At 67.2% G+C, this 26,224-nt stretch carries 19 protein-coding genes; 9 read left to right on the top strand and 10 right to left on the bottom strand.

Going from position 1 to position 26,224, the window contains the following annotated elements; genetic code table 11:
* The first annotated feature begins 155 nt into the window (after positions 1 to 155).
* A complete protein-coding gene (locus IPU70_RS27655; protein WP_207472459.1) occupies positions 156 to 1,007 on the top strand; it encodes a GNAT family N-acetyltransferase in 852 nt (283 codons plus the stop codon).
* A 4-nt stretch (positions 1,008 to 1,011) separates the two neighbouring features.
* Here the strand turns inward: IPU70_RS27655 and dcd are convergent, their stop codons facing one another.
* The 4 genes from dcd to apbC form a co-directional block, all read right to left on the bottom strand.
* Positions 1,012 to 1,575, bottom strand: coding sequence for a dCTP deaminase (gene dcd / locus IPU70_RS27650; protein WP_041654363.1), 564 nt, complete (start codon positions 1,573 to 1,575; stop codon positions 1,012 to 1,014).
* 101 nt (positions 1,576 to 1,676) lie between these two features.
* On the bottom strand, positions 1,677 to 5,366 hold the full coding sequence (locus IPU70_RS27645; protein WP_207472499.1) for a translocation/assembly module TamB domain-containing protein: 3,690 nt from the start codon (positions 5,364 to 5,366) through the stop codon (positions 1,677 to 1,679).
* A 56-nt stretch (positions 5,367 to 5,422) separates the two neighbouring features.
* Positions 5,423 to 7,315, bottom strand: a complete 1,893-nt coding sequence (locus tag IPU70_RS27640) for an autotransporter assembly complex family protein (RefSeq protein ID WP_207472458.1) — start codon at positions 7,313 to 7,315, stop codon at positions 5,423 to 5,425.
* Positions 7,316 to 7,318: 3 nt separating this feature from the next.
* Complete coding sequence (gene apbC, locus IPU70_RS27635; protein WP_207472457.1) at positions 7,319 to 8,407, bottom strand: iron-sulfur cluster carrier protein ApbC; 1,089 nt, start codon at positions 8,405 to 8,407, stop codon at positions 7,319 to 7,321.
* 101 nt (positions 8,408 to 8,508) lie between these two features.
* Between apbC and IPU70_RS27630 the strand changes: the two genes are divergently transcribed.
* Together IPU70_RS27630 and metG are read left to right on the top strand one after the other, a co-directional pair.
* Entirely contained in the window at positions 8,509 to 8,784 is a 276-nt protein-coding gene (locus IPU70_RS27630; protein WP_006226181.1) for a hypothetical protein, read from the top strand.
* Positions 8,785 to 9,048: 264 nt separating this feature from the next.
* Positions 9,049 to 11,115 carry a methionine--tRNA ligase gene (metG, locus tag IPU70_RS27625; protein ID WP_207472456.1) on the top strand — a complete coding sequence of 689 codons (2,067 nt, stop codon included), beginning with the start codon at positions 9,049 to 9,051 and terminating at the stop codon, positions 11,113 to 11,115.
* A 67-nt stretch (positions 11,116 to 11,182) separates the two neighbouring features.
* On the opposite strand, the gene IPU70_RS27620 is transcribed toward metG, so the two are convergent.
* From IPU70_RS27620 to IPU70_RS27610, 3 genes are all read right to left on the bottom strand, one after another.
* A complete protein-coding gene (locus IPU70_RS27620; protein ID WP_013396249.1) occupies positions 11,183 to 11,920 on the bottom strand; it encodes a sulfurtransferase in 738 nt (245 codons plus the stop codon).
* An 85-nt stretch (positions 11,921 to 12,005) separates the two neighbouring features.
* Complete coding sequence (locus IPU70_RS27615) at positions 12,006 to 12,803, bottom strand: META and DUF4377 domain-containing protein (RefSeq protein WP_207472455.1); 798 nt, start codon at positions 12,801 to 12,803, stop codon at positions 12,006 to 12,008.
* Between the two features lie 130 nt (positions 12,804 to 12,933).
* On the bottom strand, positions 12,934 to 13,464 hold the full coding sequence (locus tag IPU70_RS27610; RefSeq protein ID WP_207472454.1) for an META domain-containing protein: 531 nt from the start codon (positions 13,462 to 13,464) through the stop codon (positions 12,934 to 12,936).
* A gap of 306 nt (positions 13,465 to 13,770) precedes the next feature.
* On the opposite strand from IPU70_RS27610, the gene IPU70_RS27605 reads away from it, so the two are divergent.
* Positions 13,771 to 14,919: an acyltransferase gene (locus IPU70_RS27605; RefSeq protein ID WP_207472453.1), complete on the top strand. Its 1,149-nt coding sequence runs from the start codon at positions 13,771 to 13,773 to the stop codon at positions 14,917 to 14,919.
* Here IPU70_RS27605 and IPU70_RS27600 read toward each other — a convergent pair.
* Positions 14,900 to 15,295 (bottom strand): helix-turn-helix domain-containing protein, encoded by a 396-nt coding sequence (locus IPU70_RS27600; protein ID WP_207472452.1) that lies wholly within the window; start codon positions 15,293 to 15,295, stop codon positions 14,900 to 14,902. The two genes, IPU70_RS27605 and IPU70_RS27600, sit on opposite strands and share 20 nt — an antisense overlap.
* Before the next feature lie 652 nt (positions 15,296 to 15,947).
* Here IPU70_RS27600 and IPU70_RS27595 point away from each other — a divergent pair.
* Both IPU70_RS27595 and kch read left to right on the top strand, forming a co-directional pair.
* Positions 15,948 to 16,763, top strand: a complete 816-nt coding sequence (locus tag IPU70_RS27595) for a winged helix-turn-helix domain-containing protein (RefSeq protein WP_207472451.1) — start codon at positions 15,948 to 15,950, stop codon at positions 16,761 to 16,763.
* 432 nt (positions 16,764 to 17,195) lie between these two features.
* The gene (gene kch, locus IPU70_RS27590; RefSeq protein ID WP_207472498.1) at positions 17,196 to 18,407 is read left to right on the top strand and encodes a voltage-gated potassium channel protein; all 1,212 of its coding nucleotides are present in this window, start codon (positions 17,196 to 17,198) and stop codon (positions 18,405 to 18,407) included.
* Between the two features lie 3 nt (positions 18,408 to 18,410).
* On the opposite strand, the gene IPU70_RS27585 is transcribed toward kch, so the two are convergent.
* A complete protein-coding gene (locus IPU70_RS27585; RefSeq protein WP_207472450.1) occupies positions 18,411 to 19,994 on the bottom strand; it encodes an EAL domain-containing protein in 1,584 nt (527 codons plus the stop codon).
* A 96-nt stretch (positions 19,995 to 20,090) separates the two neighbouring features.
* Positions 20,091 to 20,708 carry a TetR/AcrR family transcriptional regulator gene (locus IPU70_RS27580; RefSeq protein WP_207472449.1) on the bottom strand — a complete coding sequence of 206 codons (618 nt, stop codon included), beginning with the start codon at positions 20,706 to 20,708 and terminating at the stop codon, positions 20,091 to 20,093.
* A gap of 198 nt (positions 20,709 to 20,906) precedes the next feature.
* On the opposite strand from IPU70_RS27580, the gene IPU70_RS27575 reads away from it, so the two are divergent.
* Genes IPU70_RS27575 through rbbA form a run of 3 tightly spaced genes read left to right on the top strand, consistent with a single transcriptional unit; the run spans position 20,907 to position 26,224 of the window.
* On the top strand, positions 20,907 to 22,391 hold the full coding sequence (locus IPU70_RS27575; RefSeq protein ID WP_207472448.1) for an efflux transporter outer membrane subunit: 1,485 nt from the start codon (positions 20,907 to 20,909) through the stop codon (positions 22,389 to 22,391).
* Positions 22,392 to 22,412: 21 nt separating this feature from the next.
* Entirely contained in the window at positions 22,413 to 23,480 is a 1,068-nt protein-coding gene (locus tag IPU70_RS27570) for an HlyD family secretion protein (RefSeq protein WP_207472447.1), read from the top strand.
* Entirely contained in the window at positions 23,480 to 26,224 is a 2,745-nt protein-coding gene (gene rbbA / locus IPU70_RS27565; protein ID WP_207472446.1) for a ribosome-associated ATPase/putative transporter RbbA, read from the top strand. Before IPU70_RS27570 ends, rbbA begins: the two co-directional genes overlap by 1 nt.

Raw genomic sequence — 26,224 nt, 5'->3', positions numbered from 1 at the left:
TTTTCTAACGCTTGCGGAAATGACGTCGCCAAATCGGCAAACACATGTACTGTCTTTTACGGACGCGGCGACGATGTTCTTTAGCACATTGGCAAGTAACACCGGGCGCGGCGGCCATGATATGTTTTTCGCCCTTACCCTGTGGACGAAATCCCATGCGCATCCTGGTCAACATCGACGTGCCCGATCTCGAACACGCCATCGACTTCTATCACCGCGCTTTCGGCCTGACGCTGCGACGCCGGCTGGGGCCGAAAGTGGCCGAGATGGCAGGGGCCGAGGCGCCCATCTACCTGCTGGAAAAGGCCGCCGGCACGCCCGCGGCCGGCGCCACGCGCCAGCCTCGCGACTACGCGCGGCACTGGACGCCCGTGCACCTGGACGTGGTGGTGGAGGACGCGGACCGCGCGGTCCAGCAGGCGGTGGCCGCCGGCGCGCGCCTGGAAGACCCGGCCGTCTCGCATAGTTGGGGCCGCATCGCCCATCTGAGCGATCCCTACGGACACGGCATCTGCATCCTGGAGTTCCTGGGCCGCGGCTATGACGAAGTCGCCACGCCGCAGTTGCAGTACTCGCCGGTTTCGGAAGCCGATTTCGAGGACCTGCTGGCGCTGCGCATCGAAGCCATGCGCGAGAGCCTGGAGCGCCTGGGGCGCTTCGACCCCCAGCGCGCGCGTTCACGCCTGCGCAGCACGTTCCAGCCGGAACATACCTGGTCCATCGAGCTGGACGGCCAACGGATAGGGTTTTACGCGTTGCGCCCGGAGGGCGACGGCCTGCGCCTGGATCACCTGTACATCCGGCCTGCCGTCCAGGGGACAGGGCTGGGCGGACAGGTCATGCGGAAGATCCTGCAGGAGGCCGACCGGCTGGGGCTGCCGGTAAGCCTGGGCGCGCTGCGCGACAGCGCTTCGAACCGCTTCTACCGCCGGCACGGGTTCGTCCAGACCGGCGAAAGCGAATGGGATATCGACTACCTGCGTCCGGCACCCGGGCGCGCGGACTGAGACTTCAGGTGCGCGGCAGGGTCACGCCGCGCTGGCCCTGATACTTGCCGCCGCGGTCACGATAGGAGGTCTCGCACACTTCGTCGCTTTCCAGGAACAGCATCTGCGCGCAGCCTTCGCCCGCGTAGATCTTGGCCGGCAGCGGCGTGGTGTTCGAGAACTCCAGCGTGACGTGGCCTTCCCATTCGGGTTCCAGCGGCGTGACATTGACGATGATGCCGCAGCGCGCATAGGTGCTCTTGCCCAGGCAGACCGTCAGGACGCTGCGCGGGATGCGGAAATACTCGACCGTGCGGGCCAGCGCGAAGGAATTGGGCGGGATGATGCAGACGTCGCCCTTGAAATCCACGAACGAGCCTTCGTCGAAGTTCTTGGGATCGACGATGGTGGAATTGATGTTCGTGAAGATCTTGAATTCGTCGGCGCAGCGCACGTCGTAGCCGTAGCTGCTGGTGCCGTAGCTGACGATGCGCCCGCCATTGGCCGTGCGGACCTGCCCTGCTTCGAAGGGTTCGATCATGCCGGCTTCGGCCTGGCGGCGGATCCAGCGGTCGCTTTTGATGCTCATGGTGGGAATGGTGCTAGGGAATGGAATGGACGCCATTTTATCCCGAGTGCGGATCCCCCCGCCGGCAGGGGCCGGGCGGCGCGATCCCGCCCGGCTTTGCCTCAGTTCCCCCAGAAGGTCCGGTAGACCAGCGCGATGCCGTTGACCGCCCCGCCCTTCAGGTCCACCGACAGGCCGCGCGCCAGCCGGTAGCTGGCCCGGCCGACGGTATCGCTGCCCGCCAGCGCCTGCTCCACGCTCAGGGTGATGCCGTTGGCGAAGGTCTTGCTGGCCACCAGGAATTGCGTGGCCAGCTGGCTGTCGCTGTCCCGGTTGACGTCGCCGGCCACCGTGCGGTCCGGCAGGATGCTGCCCGAACTGCCGATGTTGCCCGTCTTGATGCTGACGTCGTCCAGGCCAAACTGCTTGTAGAACGGCTGCCCGCCGCCCAGCAGCGCCGTGCCCACCGACATCAGCAGCGCGGCGTCGCCGCCGCTTTCGTCGGGACCCCGGCCCAGCAGCAACCAGGACAGCTTTTCCACGTCGCTGACATCCGGATAGGACACCAGGTCGATGCGCGGCCGCTGGGCGGTGCCGACCACCTTGACGCCCGCCTCGACCTGTTCGCCCGTGCGCAGCGCCTCGATGTCCAGCAAGGGGTTGTCCAGGCGCCCCTGGAAGGTCAGCGTGCCGCGGCTCAGGCGCAGCTTCTGGCCGTAGGCCTCGATGCCGCCGCCCCGGGTACGCAGCGCGCCCACGCCGGTCAGGCGCCCGTCCTGCAGCAGGATCTGGATCGAGCCGAGCAGGCCAGCGTCCAATCCCATGCCGGTGATGTAGAAGCGCGGCCCCATGTCGAACTTCAGGTTCATGCTGGTCTGCAGCGGCGTGGAGACGGTTCCGGGATCGTCGCCCGGCCGGCGCACCTTGACGTCGTCGTCCAGCGAAGGCACGCCCTGCAGGATTTCCAGGCTGAACCAGCCCGCGTCCGCCTTCAGGTCGCCCACGATGTCGATGCGCGGCATGGCCGCCTTCAGGTCGATGACGCCGGACACCATGGCGTAGCGGTCCGAGCGCTGCAGCGCCGGGAAGCGGTACAGGGTCAGCCGGATGTCGCCGCCGCCGTCGATGAAATTCCACTGCCCCTTGGCCTCGGCATAGCCGCCCTTGGCCTCCGGGTTGGTGGTGATCCATTCCTTGGTGCGCCATTCGGCCGGCATCACCCGCAGCGAGGCCGGGAAACGCAGGCTGTCCAGCACTACCCGGTCGCCGTCCAGGCGCGCGGACAAGGTGCCGTCGATCAGCCGCACGCCATCGTCGATGCGCACCACGCGCAGCTTGTCGCCGCGGATATTGCCGTTGGCCGACCATTTGCCCGCCAGGGTGCCCTGGGCTTCCAGATTGGCCTTGACCGAGCCGCCGACTTCCATCGAATCGCCCACGAACAGGCTGACCCAGGCCAGGTCGGCGATATCGGCGTCCAGCTTGGCCCGCAGCGGCTGGCGCGGGTCCAGCGCCATGCCGCCCTTGGCATCCACCGCCAGCACGGCGGTGCCGGTGCCGTTGATGACGCCCATCTTGTCGGTCGCCAGATTGACCTTGGCGTCCAGGCGGCTGGTATTGGCGGACGTCGGCGTGGCGGTCAGGTCCAGCACCAGCGCCCTCAAGCCCAGCGGGATGGGAGGATCGCCCGGTATCAGCAGGTCGCCCTCGCGGCGCGCAATGCGCGCCTTGCCGCCCAGCCGGCCGTCGAACTTCAGGTCCCACAGCACGTCCAGCGCGATGCGGCGCTGGCCCTCCGGCACCATCGCGTTGACGCGGCTGGGCCGCTTGCCCAGCTTGGCCGCGGCCTCGGGATCAACCGCGCCGATCACCTGGCGCGCCATGGCGGCCGTGATCACCAGGTTGTCGGCCTGGCCGGCGGTTTCCCAGCGTTTGCCGCCACCCCGCGAACCCTGGTGCGCCAGCACCACGCGCTCCTTGCCGGGCAGGGTCAGGCTCAACGCCGTCTGCCCCACCTGCCACTGCCATTGCGGTTCCACGGCGGCAGGCAGGAAGGCCAGCGTAACCGGCCGGTCCACCGCCACGGTGAAGCCGGCCGTCTCGGCCGTCAGCCGCGAGAACGTGCCGCGCCATCCCGGCAGGGCCGCATCCGGCGTGCCGGCCGGACCCTTGCCCCAGGAACCGGCAAAAACGATGTTGGCCTTGGCGGAAGCCTCGCCCAGAATGCCCGGGCGCGGCTTGGCCGGCGTGTAGCCCGCGGCAAGCTCGCCGCGGTGCGCAGCCAGCGTACCCGCCAGCTTGCCCTTCACTTCCGCGCCGCCGGGGATGCCAGGCCAGAACGCGTCGAGCTGGGGCGCCTTGGCGTCCAGGGTCAACGCGCCGTCCTTGGCATCCAGTTCGCCCGAGGCCTGAATCCGGTTGCGACCCAGCTTCAAGTCCACGTCCAGACCGTGGATGCGCAGCCCGGCGAGCGGATCGGCGTCGGCAGCGGCAGGCGCCGCGCCGGCGGCGGTAGCGGTAGCGGTCGGCGGGGCTGCGGCGGTCCCGGCCGCCGCGGCATCGGCCGCCGCAGCATCGGCCGCCGCAGCGATATCCACCTGGGCCTTGAGCGCGCCGGTCAAGGGTTGCTTGTTCCAGCGCGTGCCCTCTTCGAAGCGCAGGTCCACCGCGGCATGGCGCAGCTGGCTCAGGTTCTCGATGTCGGCTTGGACGTCGCCACGCACGGTCAGCAAGGCAGGCGGAATGTCCTTGCCCAGCCAGGGCGACAGATCCAGGCGCTGGGCGCTGATCGTGCCTGCGATGCGTTCGCGGCCCGCGCCCCGCGCGGTATCGGATTGCAGGTCGAGCTGTGCGGCCAAGGTCGATTTGTCGGGCAGTTGCGCGTGCGCCCGGGCGCTGCGCAGCACCAGCGCCGTGCGCGGCGCCAGGTCGGCGGTCAGGTCCAGCAGCAGGCCGGACCCTTCGCCGTCCAGCTTGGCCTGGATACCATCCAGCGAACCGGCGGCGTCGGCGCGCAACACCACCTGGCAGGCGGGCCGGGGTGGCTCGGACGGCGCGGCGGGCGCGCCCTTGGCTTCATGCTTGGGATCAGCCTTGGCCTCGGCTTTGGGATCGGCCTTGGCGCCAGCCTTGGGATCAGTTTTTTTTGCAGCGCCCGCCTGGCGTTCATACACGCCGCTCAGCTTGTCGGCCTCGCACAGCGGAGAATCAGGGCCGGTTCCGCGCGCGGTCACGTCCAGCCGCGCTGCGAACGGCCAGGGATCGGCCATGCCCTGCAGCTCGGCCTGGCCGGAGATGTCCGCCTGGGCGGCCTCGTGGCCCACGCGCAGGCTGGCGATGCGCAGTTGCGCGCCCTGCTTGCCTGCGGCGAAGGTGGCGTCCAGATTGCCCAGCGTCACGGGCAGCGGCTGGCCGTCCTGCTCGAGCTGGAAGTCGCCCAACGCCACCCGGTCCACGGCAATGTCCACCGGCAGTTCCGGCAGCGTGAACGGCTCGCCGTCGTCCTCCGCAGGCGCCGTCTCGGGCGATGAGGCCAGGCCGATGTACACCGAGCCCGCCGAGACCTCGCGCACATGCAGCAGGCGATCGCCCAGGGCGCGCCAGTTCACGTCCAGATGCAGGTCGGTGATGTCGACGCGGGTGCCGCCCGCGTCCAGGTCCAGCTTGCCCACGGACACGCCGCGCAGCAGCGAGCCGTTCACGTCCAGCGCCTGGCCGTTCAATTGCTGGGCGGCCGTGGTCAGGAGCAGCCGCGTGCCGTTCTGCGAGCCGACCAGCCAGAACAGAAAGCCGCCCGCCAGCACCGCCAGCATGGCCAGGCCAGGCAACCACCACACCAGCACATGGCGCAGGAATTTGCGCAAGCCCTTCAAAACGCGATCCCCAAGGAAAAATGCAGGCGCAGGTCGCGATCGCGCTGGCCGTAGGCCAGGTCGAGGAATAGCGGGCCGGCCGGGGTGCGCACCCGCGCGCCGACGCCGTAGCCCACCGCCATCGACATATCGCCGAACGATTCCGCGGCGTCGCCTGCGTCCACGAACACGCCCATGCCCCAGCGCTCATTGAAATAGTGGTCGTACTCGATGCTGCCGACCAGCAGCGTGGGCGCGCCCACCACGGCATCGTCCTGCTTCACGCCGATGCTCTGATACTTGTAGCCGCGGATCGAACGCGCGCCGCCCGTGCGGAAACCGAAATCGTCCGGTACGCGCACCTTGCTGTTGGACCACACCCGGCCGACTTCGCCGCGTACGGTCAGCACGTCCAGCTTGCCGATGGGCCACCATTTCTGGGCCCGCAGCCGGGCGCGGGTATAGGGTTCGCCGGTGTCCAGCGTCACGCCCACGCCGCCGCCGACCGCGATCAGGTTGCCTTCGCGCGGGTCGTACTTGTTGTCCACGTCGCGGCGCAGCCACTCGGCCGTGGCGGTCAATGTCGGCAGCGTGTATTGGTCGCCGCCGTCGATCTTCACGTGATCCTGCGCCAGCAGCAGGCCCCAGCGGGTCTCGTATTCCACCCGGCTGTTGCCCGCGCCCTTGCGCTCTTGCAGGCGCGTCGCGCCCAGGGCGTAGCGGGTCACGTCCAACCCCTGGATGTCGGAGTGGTCGTACAGCACGCCGAAGGAATCCTTGTAGCCGCGCTCGTTCGGCGGCAACAGGAAGTCCGCGTAGGCGCGCTGCTGCAGACGGTCCACGCTGAAGCCCGTCTCCATGGTGAGCGGCTGGCCGAAGACCACGTTCTGCCGGTACAGCGACTCCACGCGCACGCCGGCCTCGTCGTCCAGGCCGATCGACCCGGTGAAGCGCTTGGGCGGCGCTTCCACCACCCGCACCTGCACCGGCAAAGTCACCTCGCCGTTCGAGTCATAGGCGGGCGGCGGCGGCGGCATGGCGCCGGACACGGCGGGATCGCCCGCAGGCGTCGAGGCAGCCAGGTCGGTCGACCCAGGCGCGCGCGCGCGGTCCGCGTTCGGCGCGGGCGTCGGTTGCGCCGTGCCGGGCTGCTCCAGCGACACGAACGCGCCGCGGAAGAACGCGGTGGATTGCAGATCCTGCTGCCAGGTGTCCAGCTTGTTCTGGTCATAGGCGGCGCCCGGCGAATAGCGTACATAGCGCTCGACCAGCTTCTCGGGCACCCGTTTCAGGCCCTCGGTGGTGAGCTCGCCCATGCGCACCTGGGGGCCGCTGTCTATCGTGACGCGCAAGGCGGCCGAGGCCGTATCGGCCTCGATTTCCGCCTGCGACGCGGTCATGCGCGCCAGCATGAAGTCGCGCGAAGACACCTCGTCCAGCAGGCTGGACTTGGCCTTGTTCCAGTCGCTGTTGATGAAAGGCTGGCCCGTCTTGAGCTGCCAATCGTCGCGCAGCTTCTGTACCCGCGAGGCGAACTCGGGCCGCGTGATGCGGCCGGTGAAATCAAGATCCACGGACGTGACCGTGGTGCGCTTGCCCGAGACGATGCTGATGTCCCAGGTTTCTCCGCCGATGTCGGTGCCGGCCTCGAGCTTCACCGTGGGCGAGAAATAACCCTGGGTGGCCAGGGCCGCCAGCGTCGCGTCGCGCGCGCGCCGGCGCAGACGGTTGATTTCACCGCCGTCCTGGTCTTCCGCCAGCCGTGCGATCGCGTCGACCGCCTCGGTGATCGCCTGCAGGGCGGCCGGCGGCACGCCGCCGGGGTCCACGATGATTTCCGGACGCTTGGCCCATGCCTCGCCCGTCATCACCACCAGTCCCGCCAAGAAGGCGCGTGCTGCCCACCGCATGCGTCAGGTCGGTTGCTGCACGACGATGGACGGGAATTTCCCGGCCATGTCGCGTGGCAGCGCTGCCACGCCAGCCGCCAGCTTGCGGGCAATGCCGCGGTACAGGGCAGCGGCTTCGCTGCCCGGATCCGACACCACGGTCGGCGAGCCGGCATCGGTCTGCACGCGGATCGCCAGGGTCAGCGGCAGGCTGCCCAGCCAGGGCGTGTGGTACTGCTCGGCCATGCGCTGGCCGCCGCCCTCGCCGAAGATATGTTCGGCGTGCCCGCATTGCGAGCAGATATGGATGGCCATGTTCTCGACCACGCCCAGGATCGGCACGTCGACCTTCTGGAACATGCGCAAGCCCTTGCGCGCGTCCAGCAGCGCCACGTCCTGCGGCGTGGTGACGATGACTGCGCCCACCACCGGCACTTTCTGCGCCAGGGTCAGGGCCACGTCGCCCGTGCCCGGGGGCATGTCGACGATCAGGTAGTCGAGGTCGCGCCAGTTGGTCTGGCGCAGCAGCTGCTCCAGCGCCTGCGTCACCATGGGGCCGCGCCAGATGGCGGGCGAATCGGCGTCGATCAGGAAGCCGATGGAGTTGGCCTGCAGGCCGTGGCCCGTAAGGGGCTCCATGCTCTTGTTGTCCAGGCTTTCGGGGCGGCCCGAGATGCCCAGCATGGTCGGCACGCTGGGCCCGTAGATGTCCGCGTCCAGCACGCCCACCTTGGCGCCTTCGGCCGCCAGGGCCAGGGCCAGGTTCACGGCCGTGGTGCTCTTGCCCACGCCGCCCTTGCCGGAGGCCACCGCAATAATGTTGCGCACGTTGGGCAGCGGCTTCAGGCCCTTCTGCACCGCGTGGGCGGCGACCTTCCAGGTCACCTCGACCTGGGCATCGGCCACGCCGGCGGCGGCCAGCGCCGCCACGGCGATGTCCCGGATCTGCGCTCGCGCGGCGTCGGCGGGATAGCCCAGCTCCAGCGCCAGCGAAACGCGTCCGCCTTCCAGCTTGATGTCACGATCTTTTACAGAAACACCCAAATCCATACCGGTATTCGGGTCCTGCGCGGCGCGCAGCGCGGCGCGAATTTGTTCTATCGTTATACTCATGTCACTATGGTTCCGTAGGCAGCGCGGCTTCTGCGGCCCGCCATCCCCTAAAGGATAGCGGATACCCGGGAACCTTTCGCTGCGTTTTGCATCCGATCTTCATGACCAACACACTTATCCGCTTCTTTCGTGCCGTCCTATTCGCCGCCCTGGCCTTGATCGGCATGGCGATGGCGCTGGTGTTCATGCTTTCCACGGCAATCGCCGTGGCGATCCTGTACGTGGTCGCCAAGGTGCGCGGCAAACCTTTCGGCGTTCGCGCCTATTGGAGCCAGCGCCAGGGCGCCCGCCCGGGACCGTTCCAGTCCGCCACCGCCCCCTTCGCCACGCAGCCGCGCGGCGACGTGATCGACGTCGAAGCCCGCGAAATCCGCTGACGGCGGCTTTCCAGCGTGCCTGCGCCGCCCGCGGCGCAAGCGGGCCGCGGGCCTGTGCGTCCATACGGCTGAATTGCCGGCCGGCCGCCCCCCGGACGCCCGGCCCCGCATCTGCGTTGGTTCCCGCATTCTTACGCAACCCGCCTGATTCGCTTGCCGCGAAGGGCGGGTTGAGCCATTGATGGGGCGCTGCCGGGCAAGTCCCCGCGCTTGCCCTAAAATGGCCGGTCTACCCCCTTTTTCCCTCAACCTCCAAAGACAACCATGTCTCGCACCCTTTTTGTCACCACTGCGCTGCCCTACGCCAACGGATCTTTCCACATCGGCCACATCATGGAGTACATCCAGGCCGATATCTGGGTTCGTTCGATGCGAATGGCGGGCCACACGGTGCACTTCGTGGGTGCGGATGACGCGCACGGCGCGCCCATCATGCTGAAGGCGGAAAAGGAAGGCATCACGCCGCAGGCCCTGGTGGCGCGCTACGCTGCCGAGCGCCCGCAGTACCTGAACGGCTTTCACATCCGTTTCGACCACTGGCACTCCACCGATTCGGCCGAAAACGTCGTCCTGTCGCAAGACATCTATCGCGCGCTCAAGGCCCAGGACCTGATCGAAACCCGCTCCATCGAGCAGTTCTACGATCCGGTCAAGGGCATGTTCCTGGCCGACCGCTACATCAAGGGCGAGTGCCCCAAGTGCCACGCCAAGGACCAGTACGGCGATTCCTGCGAGGTCTGTGGCGCGGTCTACGCGCCCACCGAGCTGATCAACCCGTACTCGGCGCTGACCGGCGCCACGCCGGTGCTGAAGTCCTCGGACCACTTCTTCTTCAAGTTGTCCGATCCGCGTTGCGTGGAATTCCTGCAGCAATGGACCACCGGCTCCAACGCCGCCGGCGGCAAGCACCTGCAGCCTGAAATGCTGGCCAAGACGCGCGAATGGCTGGGCTCGGACGATGGCGAGGCCAAGCTGGGCGACTGGGACATCTCGCGCGACGCGCCCTACTTCGGCATCGAGATCCCGGACGCGCCAGGCAAGTATTTCTACGTCTGGCTGGACGCCCCCGTGGGCTACCTGGCCTCGCTGAAGTCGTATTGCGCGGTCAAGGGCCTGGACTTCGACAAGCTGCTCGATCCGGCCGGCCCCACCGAGCAGGTCCATTTCATCGGCAAGGACATCGTGTATTTCCACGCGCTGTTCTGGCCCGCGATGCTGAAGTTCGCCGGCCGCAAGACGCCGGATGCCGTGAACGTACACGGCTTCATCACCGTCAGCGGCGAGAAGATGTCCAAGAGCCGCGGCACCGGCATTTCGCCGCTGCGCTACCTGGAACTCGGCATGAACGCCGAATGGATGCGCTACTACATCGCCGCCAAGCTGAACGCACGGGTCGAAGACATGGACTTCAACCCCGAGGACTTCATCGCCCGCGTCAACAGCGATCTGATCGGCAAGTACGTCAACATCGCCAGCCGCGCCGCCAGCTTCATCACCAAGCATTTCGATGGAGTCCTCGGCTATTCGGGCGACACCTCGGCGCTGGCCGCGGAGTACGCCGAACAGGCGGAGTCCATCCGCGCCGCGTTGGAAGCCCGCGAATACAACCGCGCCATCCGCGAAATCATGGCCTACGCCGATCGCCTCAACCAGGCGTTCGACACGGCCCAGCCCTGGGTCCTGGCCAAGGGCATCGCCACGGCCGATGACGCGCAGAAGGCCGCCCTGCAGGACATCTGCTCGCGCTCGCTGGCGGGCTTCAAGGCGCTGTCCGTGATGCTGGCGCCGGTGCTGCCCGAGCTGGCTGAACGCGTGGCCCTGGAACTGTTCGGCGCGCAGGCGCCGTTCACCTGGGCCGACGCCGCCGTGCTGCCGCAGCGCGTGGCGCCGTTCAAGCACCTGATGCAGCGCGTCGAACCGCAGATGCTGGAAGACCTGTTCGAGCCGCCCGCCGCCCCCGTGGTGGTGCCCGGCGGCGAGCCCATCGCCGAGACCATCTCGATCGACGACTTCGCCCGCGTCGACCTGCGCATCGCGCAGATCGTCAACTGCGAACACGTGGAAGGCTCGACCAAGCTGCTGCGCCTGACCCTGGATGCCGGCGAAGGCCGCCACCGCAACGTGTTCTCGGGCATCAAGTCGGCCTACAAGCCCGAAGACCTGATCGGCAAGCTGACCGTGCTGGTGGCCAACCTGGCCCCGCGCAAGATGAAGTTCGGCGTGTCCGAAGGCATGGTGCTGGCCGCCAGCCACGCGGATGAATCGGTGGACGCCGGCATCTACGTGCTGGAGCCGTTCCCCGGCGCCAAGCCCGGCATGCGCGTGCGCTGAACCCGCAACGCCGCGCTGAATGCAAAGAGCCCGCTGATGCGGGCTCTTTGTCATTGGAGTTCTGCGTTTACGCCTTGCTGGGCGCCAGCGCCGGATCCAGCGAAATGCGCTCGTCGAAGACGAAGCACTTGCCGTCATAGCCCGGGCCGCCGGTTTCCTCGAAGTACTTGAGAATGCCGCCGTCTAGCTGGTAGACGTTCTGAATGCCGACTTCGTTCATGTAGATGGCGGCCTTCTCGCAGCGGATTCCGCCGGTGCAGAAACTGACCACCGTCTTGCCCTCGAATTCCGCCCGGTGCGCCTGCACCGCCGCGGGAAACTGCGTAAAGCGCTCGATGCGCCAGTCGATGGCATTCTTGAAGGTGCCTTCGTCGACCTCGAAGGCGTTGCGCGTGTCCAGCATGACCACGGGCCGTCCGGCGTCGTCCACGCCGGCTTCCAGCCAGCGCGCCAGCGTGCGCGCGTCCACGCCGGGCGCGCGGCCTGCCTCGGGGCGGATCGCCGGGTGGTCCATGCGGATGATCTCGCGCTTGATCTTCACCAGCAGCTTGCGGAACGGCACGGTGTCGCTGTGGCTGAACTTCACTTCCAGATCGGCAAAGCGCGGATCGGCGCGCAGCGTGCGCAGGAAGGCGTCGATGCCGTCCGCCGCCCCCGCCAGGAACAGATTGATGCCCTCTTCGGCCAACAGGATGGTGCCCTTGAGCCCGGCCACGCCGGCCTCATCCAGAAGGCGGGCGCGCAACGCCGGCAGGGCATCCAGCGAAACGAATTTGTAAGCGGCGATATTGACGACGGCAGTCATGGAAAAGCGGAAAAAAGCGGGCGGCGAAAGGCGTAATAGTAAACGCTGGGCGGTTTTCCCCGCCCGCCGCCCCACTTGATCCCGCTCAACGATTGACGATTTCCTGCTCGACCACGGCGTCCAGCACCCAGTTCAGCGTCGACGCGTCGGCCGGCGGATTCGGGTTACGGACCTCGACCACGCGCAAGCGGTAGCGCACGCCAGGCTGGAAGTTGAAACCCGTGATTTCACCGTACCAGAGCTGCCAGGGCTGCCCCGCGCCGTCGCGCACTTGGTAGCACATGGCGCGGCCCGCGCCAGCGGTGCAGGGCACCCGTTCCGAGTTCACGTAGACCAGTTTGGTCGGCCCCTGCTGACCGCCCGCGATGGGATCGGTGCGACGCCCGAAGTCCAGCCTGTCGCCCGAGCTGAGCACCCAGGTCATGCGCTGCGGATTATTGGCGTTGTCCACCGACGTGGCGGTGATGCTGGTCAGCGCGGCCAGGAAGTCCTGCTCCAGTTTCATGTTCTGCGGCGCGCAGGCCATCATGGTCGACACCGGACGTCCCTGCACGATCAGAAGACCGTTGGCGACGGTATAGGAACCGTTGTACTGGTTGCAGCCAGAAAAACCGGAGATACGCGGCGAGCCCTGGTCATGGATGAAGCTGGCCGTGAGCGGACGCGAATTGGAAGACGGATGGGGAATCTGCCGCAAGCCGCCGCCCGGCAAAGTCCAGCGCGCCAGGTCCCAGTTGGTCTGCGCCAGCATGTCAGAGGCGGAGGCCGGCTGGAAACGGGGATCCTGTCCATCCGCGGCGCGCTGGGGCGGCGACGAGCAGGCGGCCAGTCCAATGGACAACAGGCAAGGCGCAAGCCAGCGCAGGGACGCGGCAAAGGGCATGAGAATCTCCCGGAAAAACGAGGAATGCCAGGCCCGCGCGTGGCGGCGGGCCGGTCCACGCCATTGTAGGCTGGCTCCGGCACCGCTTTTCACGGCTTAACACTCTTTGATACGCGCTGCGCCGGCCACGTCAGGGCGTGGGCGGATCTTGCCGGCGCACGAATTCCAGCACGTCGCCGCCGCGCAGGTTGAAGGTCAGATGCCGCGGCGCCCCGCCGTTGTCCAACGTGAACGTGTCGATGGCACTCAGGCCGCGCAGATAGTCCGCCTCCAGGCGGGCGCGTTCAGGCGCGGGGCAGGCCATGCGCGTGGCGGCCGGGGCGTCGATGTAGAGCTTGCCGCCTTCGAGCTTGTAAGTGCCCATGTAGCGGTTGCAGCCGGCAAAACCATTGACGCGGTATTGCTTGCCCTGCGCCAGGAACGTCAGGCGCACGGGTTCGCCGTTGTCGCCGTGCGGAATGTCGCGCAGTGCGCCACCCACCTGCGTCCAGCGCACCAGTTCCCAACTGGTCTGGGCCAGAGAATCCGCGCTGCTGGCGGCATTGGCCGCGGCGGCGCCTTGCGGGCGCGCGCCTCCGGTCGTTCCTGCGCAGCCGGCCAGGGCCGCGGCCAGCAGAGCCGGACCAAGCAAGCGGCAGCGCGTGGACAAGAGCTTAGGCATGTACGGAACTCCATCAATTTCACATACCCCGACTGTAACCGGCCTTGTGGCCTAGCACGCGCGTCCTCAGCCCATAAGCGGTATCCAAAAGCAGCACGGCGAGCTGGCGCCACGCTCCAATTGCATGGCCTTGCTGCATCGAACGCCCCATGGCGGCGGCGCATGTCGACGCGCAGAATCAGTACAGATCGCCATCCGGGCCAGGCCGGCACGCAAGGGTACGGACGCCGATCGCAACGACCGCAGGCGCAGGTGTCCGGCTCCTCAAGGGAGCCAAAAATAAGATCAATCCGGGGAGACACGGCGATGGGCTTTTTGAGAACCTTGTTGGCATTGTCAGTGGTGCTGGACCATCTGGGCGCAGGTGCCACCGACCACCTGGTAGGCGGCCGTCTCGCGGTACAGCTGTTCTACGTCATTTCTGGCTTTCTGATTTCCTATGTACTCACCGCCACCGATCACTATCAAGGCGCGGTGGGCAAGTTCTATGCAAACCGTTTCCTGCGCCTGTTCCCGATCTATCTTGCGGTCGCCGCGCTGACGCTTGCGGCACATGTGATGAGCGGCGGCGCATTCTTCCGCATCTACGACGCCCTGCCCTTCAGCGCCGAGCTGTTCCTGGTGCTTTCCAACATTTTCATCATGGGCCAGGACTGGCTCATGTTCTTCGGCATCGAGCATTCCGCGCTGGCGTTCACCGGCAGCTTCGCGCACAGCGAAGTGCCGCTCTACGAAGGATTGCTGGTGCCGCAGGCCTGGACGCTGGGCGTGGAGATGAGCTTCTACCTGGTCGCTCCCTTCATCCTGCATTCGCCGCGGCGGCTGCTGGCGTTGCTGGCTGCATCATTGGCGCTGCGCGGCGTGCTTATCGCCACCGGCATAGGCTTGAGCGACCCCTGGACCTACCGGTTCTTTCCGACGGAGCTGGCGCTGTTCCTGCTCGGTTCGCTGTCGCACCAGGTGCTGTTGCCGCGCTACAAAGCTTGGACGCAGCGCGTAAAGCGCCTGCCCGAGATCGGCACTGCCGTGCTGGCGGCCTACTGTGTGCTGCACTTCTCGATCGCCATGAACCACAACGTGCGCGACGGCCTGGCCGTGCTGCTGTTCGTGGCGCTGTTGCCGCTGGCCTTCCTGTTCCAGTCGCGCCACAGGCTGGACAAAGCCATAGGCGAGCTGAGCTACCCGATCTACATCTGCCATTCGCTGGTGATCATGTTCTTCAAGTGGATGCTTGAAGAGGCGCATCTGGATCAGCCGCTGCTGTTCTCGGCCCTGGTGATCACCAGCACCATTGCCTTCTCGGCCCTGCTCAACAGCGTGATTGCGGATCCCGTGGAACGCCTGCGCAGCCGCCTGCGCACCGACGACGATGCGCAGACGCCGGCGGCCGGCTCCCGGCGGCGTCCCGCCAGCGCGCCCGCGCAGCCCCTCGGGTCTATTCGCCGCGTGCCTTGATGTAGGCGGCCAGCACCTGTTCGATCTGCCGCTTTTCGTGGGAACTCAGGCGCGCATAGGTGGCATAGGAGATGGTTTCGAACGGCCAGGCGGCGGGCAGCGCCACACGCTCCCCGTCCGCCAGGCTGGCACCGGCATCCGGATTCGACATCGGCCCTTCGCCGGTGCTGAGCCACATGGGATGGACGCACAGCGCGCGGGTCAGCTTGATCAGGGCGTCGCTCGACGGCCGCCGGCGCTGCCCGCTTTCGTAGTTGCCGATGGCGCTTTGCGACAGGCTGCTCGCGGCCGCCAAGTCCTTTTGAGTCCATCCCTGTAGCATTCTTGCGTTGCGCAGACGATGGCTAAACGTGTCCACTCGATCAACCCGAGACATTAATAAGAATTTATTTATTTGATTAAAACATCGCGGCACCGGCGCCAAACAAACGGATTAAACCCCAATTGCGGGGCTAATCCGTAAATCGCGCCAGCCAGCTGCCTGCGAGCACGCCAGGCGCGTGGCAGAGCTTTCACCCGCCCTCAAAAAAACCATATCTATCATTGGCTTGCATCGCCACATCGGCATCGCCGCGCAGCGGCCGCGGCCTGCACGGCGGCGCCTTGCCAGGGAAAAACCTGCGCGAGTTTATGGCGTTTCCAGTATTCAAAATGGAAAATAATGTATCGGCGATACATAATGAGTTAACAGCGGACTCCCCGACCAAAGCACAATTTCAAGCGTTTCCATGGCGCGCCACCCGCGCTTTCTGTTACTGTCAGAAACTACAGAAACGTATCTTCACAAAAAAACACACCCGTGTTTAAATGAAACACGGGCGTGACTTCCAAGCAGCATCGAAGCATGGGCGGCCAGCGGCGAAAGCACGAAACCAGGGGCAATTCCCCCGGCCTCGCGCCCATCCGAACAACACCGCCCGGCGCTCTCGCGCCCCGGCGCGCAGCACAGGGAGACGGGATTGATTCGCAGCGCCACGCCCAGGCATCAGGCACAGCAGCCACGCCCCGTTTCCTCATTGGAAGCCTCAATGAACAACACGCTGGATGTCATCTTTCTGGGTCACGACGATGCCAGGCACGCCGGACTCATCGAAGCCCTTGCCCACCTGGGCTTCAACGTCCGCCGCTGCCACGACCTGGCCGACGTCTACGACAGATACTCGCGCCGCCCCAGCCCGCTGGTGGTCCTGAAAGCGCCGCTGCCCGACATCCACAATGCCGCGGTCCGGCTGCGCGCAATCGACCGCGGCCTGGGCATCGTCGCCATCGCCACTTTCGCCGACGCCGAAAGCCGCATCCGTACGCTGTTATGCGGCGCGGACGCCTGCTTGCCGCCGGACGTATCGGGCCTGGAACTGGCGGCGGCACTGCAGGCACTGGTGCGCCGCGCGGTCGGGCTGGACGGCGCGGATACGGCCTCCGACGGACACGGGCCGGATGAGCCCATGCACGAAACCTGGCGCCTGGCGAACAAGGGCTGGACCCTGATCAGCCCCACGGGCCGGACCCTGGGACTGACCACCGGCGAGCGCGACTTCCTGTCACGGCTGGTGAACGCCCCCGACCGCAAGGTCAGCCGCGACGCCTTCTACGCGGATGGCGCGGACGAGGCGGACAACGGCATCACGCGGCGCCGCTTCGTCGACGTCATGATCAGCCGCTTGCGGCGCAAGGCGACGGCCAACCAGATGACGCTGCCGATCCGCGCCGTGCATGGCTGGGGCTACATGTTCGCAGCGGACATCGCGCTGGACCTGGATTTTCGGGTGGTGGGGGAAGAGAGCCGGCTGGAGGCCCAGGACGACTGGCGCCGCGAAACGGCTGACGCGAACGCGTCCACTTGAAGCCCGGCCCGCAAGGGGCCTGGACGAAAAAAACGCGGCGCTGCCTCGAAAGGTTAAGACGCCGCGCTAAAACAACACGTGAGCCTGGAGTCATCAGCCGGCACTGATGCCTACTACCTGGATCACGCGATTCCAACATTCGTGCCTCATACTGCTCACGTACGGTCAGACCGTGAGCCCGGGCCGGGTCTCTAGTCCCGGCACAAGCTGCAACGTGATCAACGCCAGACGATTCGTCCGCCAGCCAAAACAGCGCACGTCCCGCCCTTATCAGCGGCGTTCCTCTCGGATAGCCGCGTGATGGAGGCAGTTTAGGACCTCGGGCAGGTTTGCAGTAATTCTTTGTTGATAGCCTTCCATACATATCTGATATAGGGTGGCATGCCCCCTACAATGCCGGCAAAGGACCTGGACCCGTTCCCGCCCAACCCCATGCCCATACTGCCCGTTCCCCTCAAGCATCGCCTGCGCAAGCTATTGGCGCTGTTTCCGCCCAACTGGTGCCTGGCCATCCTGGTGGCGCTGGACGGCTATGCCTTCATGCATCCCGTACTGCGCGAGGTGCGCGCACGGGAGTATGGTTTCTGGCTCGCCATCGACAACTGGCATGAGGTCATGCGCGTGGTCGGCCTGCTGGAAATACCGCGCCTGGTGCTGGGGGTGGGGCTGCAGGTGATTGCGTTGGGGCTGATCCTCAAAGCCCGCATCGCCTGGGCGTTTTCCCTGGTGCTGCTGATTGGCGTCGGCACCTTCGCCATCATGGGCGACGGCGGCCGCGCCGGCCTGGGGATCTATACGCTGGTGCTGGTCATCGCGCTGATCGCCTACTGGCGCCGCTTCGACCGGGCCAGCGTCACGGCGGGTTCGCTGTTCGCCCTGGTCAGCATGCTGTCGCTGCTGATCTACGCGGTCTTCGGCACGCTCTACCTTGGCAACGAATTCAACCCGCCCATCACGGACGCCACCACCGCGCTCTATTTTTCCATCGTGTCCATGTCCACCGTGGGCTATGGCGACATCACCCCGCACAGCGGCACCGCGCGGCTGTTCACTGCGTCGATTATCATCCTGGGCATCACCATCTTCGCCACCTCGATCAGCGCGATCGCCGGGCCGGTGATCGGCGGCAATCTGAAACGGCTGGTCAAAGGCAGGTTCTCCACCGCCATGCGCAAAAATCACATCATCATCGCGGGCGCGACGCCCATCGCCATGAGCGTCTATGACGGCCTGCGGCGCCGCGGCGACGAAGTCACCGTCATCGTGCCTCCCGGCGTGCCGCAGGAATACCCGGCGGCCACGGACCTGATCGAAGGCGATCCTTCCAGCGTGGACGTGCTGCACAATGCGGGCGTGACGCGCGCGCGCTACGTGCTGGCGCTGCGCGACGACGATGCCGAAAACGCGTTCATCGTGCTGGCCGCCAAGGAAGCATGCGGCGAGAACGGCGCCAAGACGGTGGCGCTCGTCAACACCAGCAAGCACCTGGAGAAGATCCGCCGGGTGAATCCCGACCTGGTGTTCTCCGTGCAACTGCTGGGCGCCGAGCTGCTGACCCGCGCCATCAATGGCGAGCCCATGGACAGCCAGAGCATCACCGACCTGTTCTTCGCCAAGGCCGCCCCGAACGGCAAAACCGTCTGAGGGCTAGGCGACGCCGGGCTGTTCATGCCCGGCATACCAGCGCACCAACTCGGCCGACGGCATGGGCCGCGCAAACAGATAGCCCTGGATGAACGCCACGCCGCGCGCCTTCAGGTAGTCGAACTGATACGGCGTTTCCACACCCTCCGCCACCACCGACAGCCCCAGGCGATGCGCCAGCGTGATGATGGCGTCCAGCACCGGCGCCTCTTCGCCCGCGGGTCCGATGGCCTGCACGAAGCCCTGGTCGACTTTCAGGTAGTCCACCGGAAACTTCTGCAGGTACGACAGCGAACAGTGTCCGGTGCCGAAGTCGTCGATCGCCACGCGCACGCCCTGGGCGCGCAGGGCGTCGATGTTGCGCCGGGCCTGGCCGTTGTCCGCGATCAGGCTGCGTTCGGTGATCTCCAGCACCACCAGCGGCTGCCGCGCCGCGACCTTGGCCACGAAAGCCTGGACGTCAGGCAACAGTTCCGCACTGGACAAGTGCTCGGCCGCGATGTTCACGCCAATATGGAAATCTGGCGGCGTGGGCCATGTGCCCATGTCGCGTTCGATCAACTTGAGCAGGTGTTGGGTCAGGGGAATGATCATGCCCTCGGCCTCGGCCTCGGCGATGAAGACATCCGGACGTACCGGCCCGATGCCCGGCCGCTCCCAGCGCATCAGAGCCTCCACGCCCTCGCAGCGGCCCGTGGCCTGGCCATAGACCGGCTGGTAATGCACCTGGAACTCGTTGGCCCGCATCGCGCGGCGCAACTGCTCCTTGAACGACCGCCTGCTGGCTTGCAGGCGGTGCGTGCCCAACGCCAATCCCAGCCCGATCAGCAGCGCCACCGGCAGATACGTCGCCATCGAGCGCGACCATGCGCGCACCAGGGTTTCGGGCGGGGCCAGCACGCTGACTCTCAGGCCGGCCGCGCTGTCCTCGCGCGCATCCTCCTCGCGCAACGGCACTGCGCGCGCCGCCGCGCCGCCCCAAGAGTCGCTGCGGATCGGCGCGCCATGTTTGCCGACGACCAGTTCCAATTGCAGGTCGTCCATGGTGGCGACCGCGTTCACCAGGTCCTGCGCATAGCGGCCGTCCACCACCACGATGCCGCTGCTGGCGCCGTCCGCGCTGGACTTGCCCAACAGAATGGCCGGACGGTCGGGCGCCAGCGGCGTGCCGGCCACGGACGTCTGCCATTGCGGCGACGACACGTCGACCTTCCATTTGCTGAAATCGTCGAGCGATGCGTCCACGGCTCCCACGGCCGATGAGCAATACACGCGCTTGTCCCGGACCAGGACCAGGGAACGGAAGTACGGGTTCAAGGTGCCCCAGCGCTGCAGCACCGGCAAGACCTCGGCGCAGGGCTTGCCCGCAAGCTCCGTCACCCGCCCCAGCATGTCCTGGGACTGCGCGAGGATGCTCTCGGCCTGGGCGCGCACGATGCGCGCCGCGGTCTCGCCTTCGAGCCGCTGCGCGCTGTGGGCCAGCAGCCAGGTCCAGCCGACGCAGGCCAGGATGGGCAGAATCAATGCCAGGGCCGCCGGCAGATAACGCCAGGATGGGGTGTCGCTTGTCACTCCCGATGTCGCCATGTCACCTCGCCGGATAGGTCGTGCATGGCCGCCGCGCGACCAGTCTGGATAGGACACCAAGCGGGGCGCAGCGTCAAGAAACTCCGCGCCCGTCCATCATGCCGATCCCCGCCGCAGAAGTTCGCAGATCAGCGCCACATGCGCCTGGCGCCGCTCGGGCAGGTCGATGCGCTCGCCCGGCCCCATCAGCACGGACATGACCAGGGTGTGCACGATGGGTGACAACAGCAGCCAGGGATGCTCGAGCGCCACGCAGTCCGCGCACAGGCCGCGGGCCCGCGCGCGCTCCAGCAGCCGCGCAATGTCGGTCTGGTGCGCCTCCGCGGTCTCCTGCCGCCAACGCGCGGCCAGGTGCGGCACGCGGCCGCTTTCGGCCAGCAGCAGCCGCATGGTGCTGATCATGGCCGGATTGCCCAGGCTGACGTAGAGATGATTGACGATGCGTTCGGCCAGATGGCGCGGCGACTCGGCGCCGTCCACCACCGCGTCCACGTCGAGCCGCGAGGGGCTGAGGTGACGCGCCAGCAGGGCCTCGAAGACGGCTTCCTTGCTGTCGAAATGCGCATAGAGCCCGCCCTTGGACAGTCCTGCCCGCAGCGCGATGTCATCCATCCTGGCGCCGGCATAGCCCGCTTGCGAGAACTCCTGGAGCGCGGCGTCGAGAATCTGCCCGACCCGCACCGCCGGAGGAAGACGACGGCGCTGCATGACCATCACTCTGCTCCCTGTGCATGTGCGGTTTATTAAAAACCGACCAGTCAGTCGTTACTTTGATCCTGGTCAAGGAATGCGCAGCCGCCGCGCTGCACAATTGCTGCAAGCATGAACCCGGTGCCGGGTCCGCCCCGAAGGCGGCGCCACAAGCCTGCCTGCCCAGGGACGCGCCCGGCCCACGCGCTGGAGAGACCCCGCATGACACGCCGACCGTTTCCGGCCACGATCGCCGCGCGCTTCGTTCCCGCAGCCTTACTGACGCTGCTGGCCAGCGGCTGCGTTTCCATGGCGCCCGATTACAACCGCCCCGCCCTGCCCGTGCCCGCCGCCTATGCGGCCCCGGGCTCCGAAGCGACGGCCGCCAGCGCCGCCGCGGCGGCCGAGACCGGCTGGCGCACCTACTTCCCGGACCCGGCGCTGCAGACGCTGATATCCAGCGCCCTGGCCAACAACCGCGACCTGCGCCGCGCCCTGCTGCGCGTGGAAGAAGCGCGCGCGCTGTATGGCATACAGCGCGCCGACCAGTTCCCCACCATAGGCGTGCAGGCGGACGGGTCCCGAGCCCGCGTGCCGGGCGACCTGAACCTGACGGGGCAGCCGCAGGTTTCCAGCCAATATCAGGTGGGCCTGGGCATGGCCAGCTGGGAGCTGGACTTCTGGGGCCGCGTGCGCAGCCTGAAGGACGCCGCATTACAGAACTACCTGGCCTCCGACGCCGCCGCGCGGGCCGCCACGCTGAGCCTGATCGCGGAAGTGGCGGACAGCTACCTGTCCCTGCGCGAACTGGACGAACGCCTGGCGCTGACGCGCGAGACCATCGCCTCGCGCGCAGAGTCGCTGCGCATCTTCCGCCGCCGTTTCGAAGAAGGCGCGATCTCCAAGCTGGACCTGACCCAGGTCGAGACGCTATGGCAGCAGGCCAAGGCGCTGGGCGCGGACCTGGAACAGACCCGCGCTGCTCAAGCCAACGCGCTGGAACTGCTGGTGGGCGCGCCCCTGAACCTGCCCAGGTTGCCCACGCGCCTGGACGATGATTCCGTCATGCGCGAACTGCCGGCCGGCCTGCCTTCGGACCTGCTGGTCAACCGCCCCGACATCGTCGCCGCCGAGCATCAACTCAAGGCGGCCAACGCCAATATCGGCGCGGCCCGCGCCGCGTTCCTGCCCACCATCACCCTGACCGGCGCCTTCGGCACCGCCAGCAGCGAGCTGGACGGCCTGTTCTCGGGCGGCAGCCGCGCCTGGAATTTCGCGCCCAGCATCAGCCTGCCGATCTTCGACGCCGGCCGCCGTTCTTCCAACCTGGACCTGACCGAAGCGCGCCGCGACCAGGCCGTGGCCGCCTACGAACAAACCATACAGACCGCCTTCAAGGACGTGTCCGACGCACTGTCCGCCCGTTACTGGCTGGCTGAGCAGGTCGACGTGCTGCGCGCCACCGTGGCGGCGCAGAGCGAGCGCGCCCGCCTGGCGCAGCTGCGCTACGACCATGGCGCCTCGCCCTACCTGGAGGTGCTGGACGCGCAGCGCGACCTGTTGGCGGCCCAGCAGAAGCTCGCGCAGACACGCCGTGCGCTGCTGTCCAGCCGGGTCCGGCTGTATGCGGCACTGGGCGGAGGCACGCAAGCGCCCGCCGCGCCCCAGACCGCAGCCGCCGCCGCGCAAGACGCCAGCCCCCGATAAACCAAGAACCAAGGATCCCAAATGCGCCTGCCTACAAAAAAACTGGTCCCTGTCCTGATCGCCCTGGCGGTCGCCGCCGGCGGCTACTACGGCTGGCGGCTGCTGTCCGACAGCGGCCCGGGCGAGGGCTTCATCAGCGGCAACGGCCGCATCGAAGCCACCGAAATCGACGTGGCCGCCAAGCTGGCCGGCCGCGTGCAGGAGGTGCTGGCGGTCGAGGGCGACTTCGTCACGGCCGGGCAGCCGCTGGCGCGCATGCAGATCGACACCTTGCAGGCGCAGCGCGAGGAAGCCCGCGCCCAGCACCAGCAGGCCGTCAACGGCGCGGCCAGCGCCAGCGCGCAAGTGGCGCAGCGCGAGAGCGACAAGCTGGCCGCCGAGGCCGTGGTGGTGCAGCGCGAAAGCGAGCTGGACGCCGCGCGCCGCCGCCTGGCGCGCTCCGAGACGCTGTCCAAGGAAGGCGCCTCGTCCATCCAGGAACTGGACGATGACCGCGCCCGCGTGCGCAGCGCGCAAGCCTCGGTGCATGCCGCCCGCGCGCAGGTCAAGGCCGCGCAAGCCGCCATCGACGCCGCGCGCGCCGCCGAGATCGGTGCGCAATCCGCCGTCACCGCAGCGCTGGCCACCATCGCCCGCATCGAAGCCGACATCGCCGACAGCGAGCTGCGCGCGCCGCGCGACGGCCGCGTGCAATACCGCGTGGCGCAGCCCGGCGAAGTGCTGGGCGCGGGCGGCAAGGTGCTGAACATGGTGGACCTGTCCGACGTCTACATGACGTTCTTCCTGCCCGAGCAGGCGGCCGGCCGCGTGGCGTTGGGTCAGGACGTGCGCATCATCCTCGACGCCGCGCCGCAATACGTCATTCCCGCCAAGGTGTCCTTCGTGGCCAGCACCGCGCAATTCACGCCCAAGACGGTGGAGACCGCCAGCGAACGGCAGAAGCTGATGTTCCGCGTCAAGGCCCAGATCAGCCCCGAGCTGCTGCAGCGCCACCTGAAGCAGGTCAAGACCGGCCTGCCGGGCGTGGCCTGGCTGAAGCTCGACGCCGATGCGAAATGGCCCGCCAACCTTGAAGTCCAGGTGCCCTGATGGCCGCCCCGGACACCGCCCCCGTGGTGACGCTGTCCGGCGTCAGCCTGCGCTACGGCAAGACGGTGGCGCTGGACGGCATCACGCTGGACATTCCTGCGGGACGCATGGTCGGGCTGATCGGCCCGGACGGCGTGGGCAAGTCCAGCCTGCTGGCCTTGATCGCCGGTTCGCGCGCCGTGCAGGAAGGTCGCGTGGACGTGCTGGATGGCGACATGGCCAGCCGCCGCCACCGCGACGCCGTCTGCCCGCGCATCGCCTATATGCCGCAGGGCCTGGGCAAGAACCTGTATCCCACGCTGTCTGTCGAAGAGAACCTGCAGTTCTTCGGCCGCCTGTTCGGCCATGACGAAGCCGAGCGCCGCCGGCGCATCGACAGTCTGACCCGCAGCACCGGCATGTCGGCCTTCCTGTCGCGTCCCGCCGGCAAGCTGTCGGGCGGCATGAAGCAGAAGCTGGGCCTGTGCTGCGCCCTGATCCACGACCCCGACCTGCTGATCCTGGACGAACCCACCACCGGCGTGGACCCGCTGGCGCGCGCGCAGTTCTGGGACCTGATCAACCAGATCCGCCGCGAACGCAGCGGCATGAGCGTGATCGTGGCCACGGCCTACATGGACGAGGCGCAACGCTTCGACTGGCTGATCGCCATGGACGAGGGCCGGGTGCTGGCCACCGGCACGCCCGCCGAACTGCAACAACGCACCGGCGCGGATTCGCTGGAAGCTGCCTTCATCGCGCTGCTGCCCGAGGAAAAGCGCCGCGGCCACAAGCCGGTGGAGATCATGCCGCTGGCCATCGACGACGACGCCGAGATCGCCATCGAAGCGCGCGACCTGACCATGCGCTTTGGCGACTTCGTCGCGGTGGATCACGTCAACTTCCGCATCCGCAAGGGCGAGATCTTCGGCTTCCTGGGCTCCAACGGCTGCGGCAAGTCCACCACCATGAAAATGCTGACGGGCCTGCTGCCCGCCAGCGAGGGCCAGGCCTGGCTGTTCGGCGCCGAGGTCGATCCCCGCAACATCGATACGCGCCGCCGCGTGGGCTATATGTCGCAGGCGTTCTCGCTGTATGGGGAACTGACCGTGAAGCAGAACCTGGTGCTGCATGCGCGCCTGTTCCACGTGCCGGAGTCCGAAATCCCGGCGCGCGTGGACGAGATGGCGCGACGCTTCGACCTGGGTGAAGTGCTGGACACCCTGCCCGAGAACCTGCCCATGGGCGTGCGCCAGCGGCTGTCGCTGGCGGTGGCCATGGTGCACAAGCCCGAACTGCTGATCCTGGACGAGCCGACCTCGGGCGTGGACCCGGTCGCGCGCGACAATTTCTGGCGGCTGCTGATCGCGCTGGCGCGCCACGACCAGGTCACCATCTTCATTTCCACCCACTTCATGAACGAGGCGCAGCGCTGCGACCGCATGTCGCTGATGCATGCGGGCAAGGTGCTGGTGAGCGCATCGCCGGATGAGATCACGCGGATGCGCGGCGCCAAGACGCTGGAAGAAGCATTCATCGCCTACTTGATCGATGCGGGCGCCGGCACCCAGCCGGAAGGCTCGCCCGACGCAGCCGCGCCAGCCATGGAACCCGCGCCCGCCGAGGCGCCGGAACACCGCGGATTCAGCCTGCAGCGCATGCTGAGCTACATGTGGCGCGAATCGCTGGAGCTGCGCCGCGACCCGGTGCGCGCCACGCTGGCCCTGGCCGGCTCGCTGCTGCTGATGTTCGTGATGGGCTTCGGCATCAGCATGGACGTGGAGGACCTGCGCTACGCGGTCATGGACCGCGACCAGACCGGCCTGAGCCACAACTACAGCCTGAACCTGGCGGGCTCGCGCTACTTCATCGAGCACGCGCCCATCACCAGCTACGAGGAGATGGACGCACGCATGCGCAGCGGCGAATTGTCGCTGGCCATCGAGATACCGCAAGGCTTCGCCCGCGACGCGGAACGCGGCAACGGCGCGCAGATCGGCGTCTGGATCGACGGCGCCATGCCGCAGCGCGCCGAGACCATACGCGGCTACGTGCTGGGCATGCACCAGGGCTGGCTGATGCAGCAGGCGCGCGAACGCCTGGGCGCGGGGGCCACCCTGCCCGTCAGCATAGAGACGCGCTTCCGCTACAACCCGGACGTGCGCAGCCTGCCCGCCATGGTGCCTGCGGTGATCCCGCTGCTGCTTCTGATGATGCCGGCGATGCTGACCGCGCTGGCGGTGGTGCGCGAAAAGGAACTGGGCTCCATCATCAATCTGTACGTGACGCCCGTCACGCGGCTGGAATTCCTGCTGGGCAAACAGGCGCCCTACGTGGCGCTGGCCATGCTGAATTTCCTGCTCATGACGCTGCTGGCGGTGACGCTGTTCGGGGTGCCGATCACTGGAAGCTTCCTGACGCTGCTGGTGGCCGCCCTGATCTACAACGTGGTGGCCACCGCCATCGGCCTCTTGGCCTCCACCTTCACGCGCAGCCAGATCGCGGCGCTGTTCTTCACCATGATAGGCACGCTGGTACCCGCGGTGCAGTTCGCCGGCCTGCTCAACCCGGTGTCGTCGCTGGAAGGCGCGGGTCGCCTGATCGGGCAGATCTACCCCGCCACGCACATGCTGACCATCAGCCGCGGCGTCTTCAGCAAGGCCCTGGATTTTTCCAACCTGCAAAGCTCGTTCTGGCCGCTGCTGATCGCCATTCCCGTCATCCTGGGCGCCTCGGCGCTACTGCTGAAGAAACAGGAGACCTGA

This window comes from Achromobacter sp. SD115 (genome assembly GCF_017355315.1).
Lineage (GTDB): Bacteria > Pseudomonadota > Gammaproteobacteria > Burkholderiales > Burkholderiaceae_B > Achromobacter > Achromobacter xylosoxidans_B.
The sequence above is the reverse complement of the archived record's forward strand: the minus strand, read 5'-3'. Positions and strand labels throughout refer to the sequence as shown.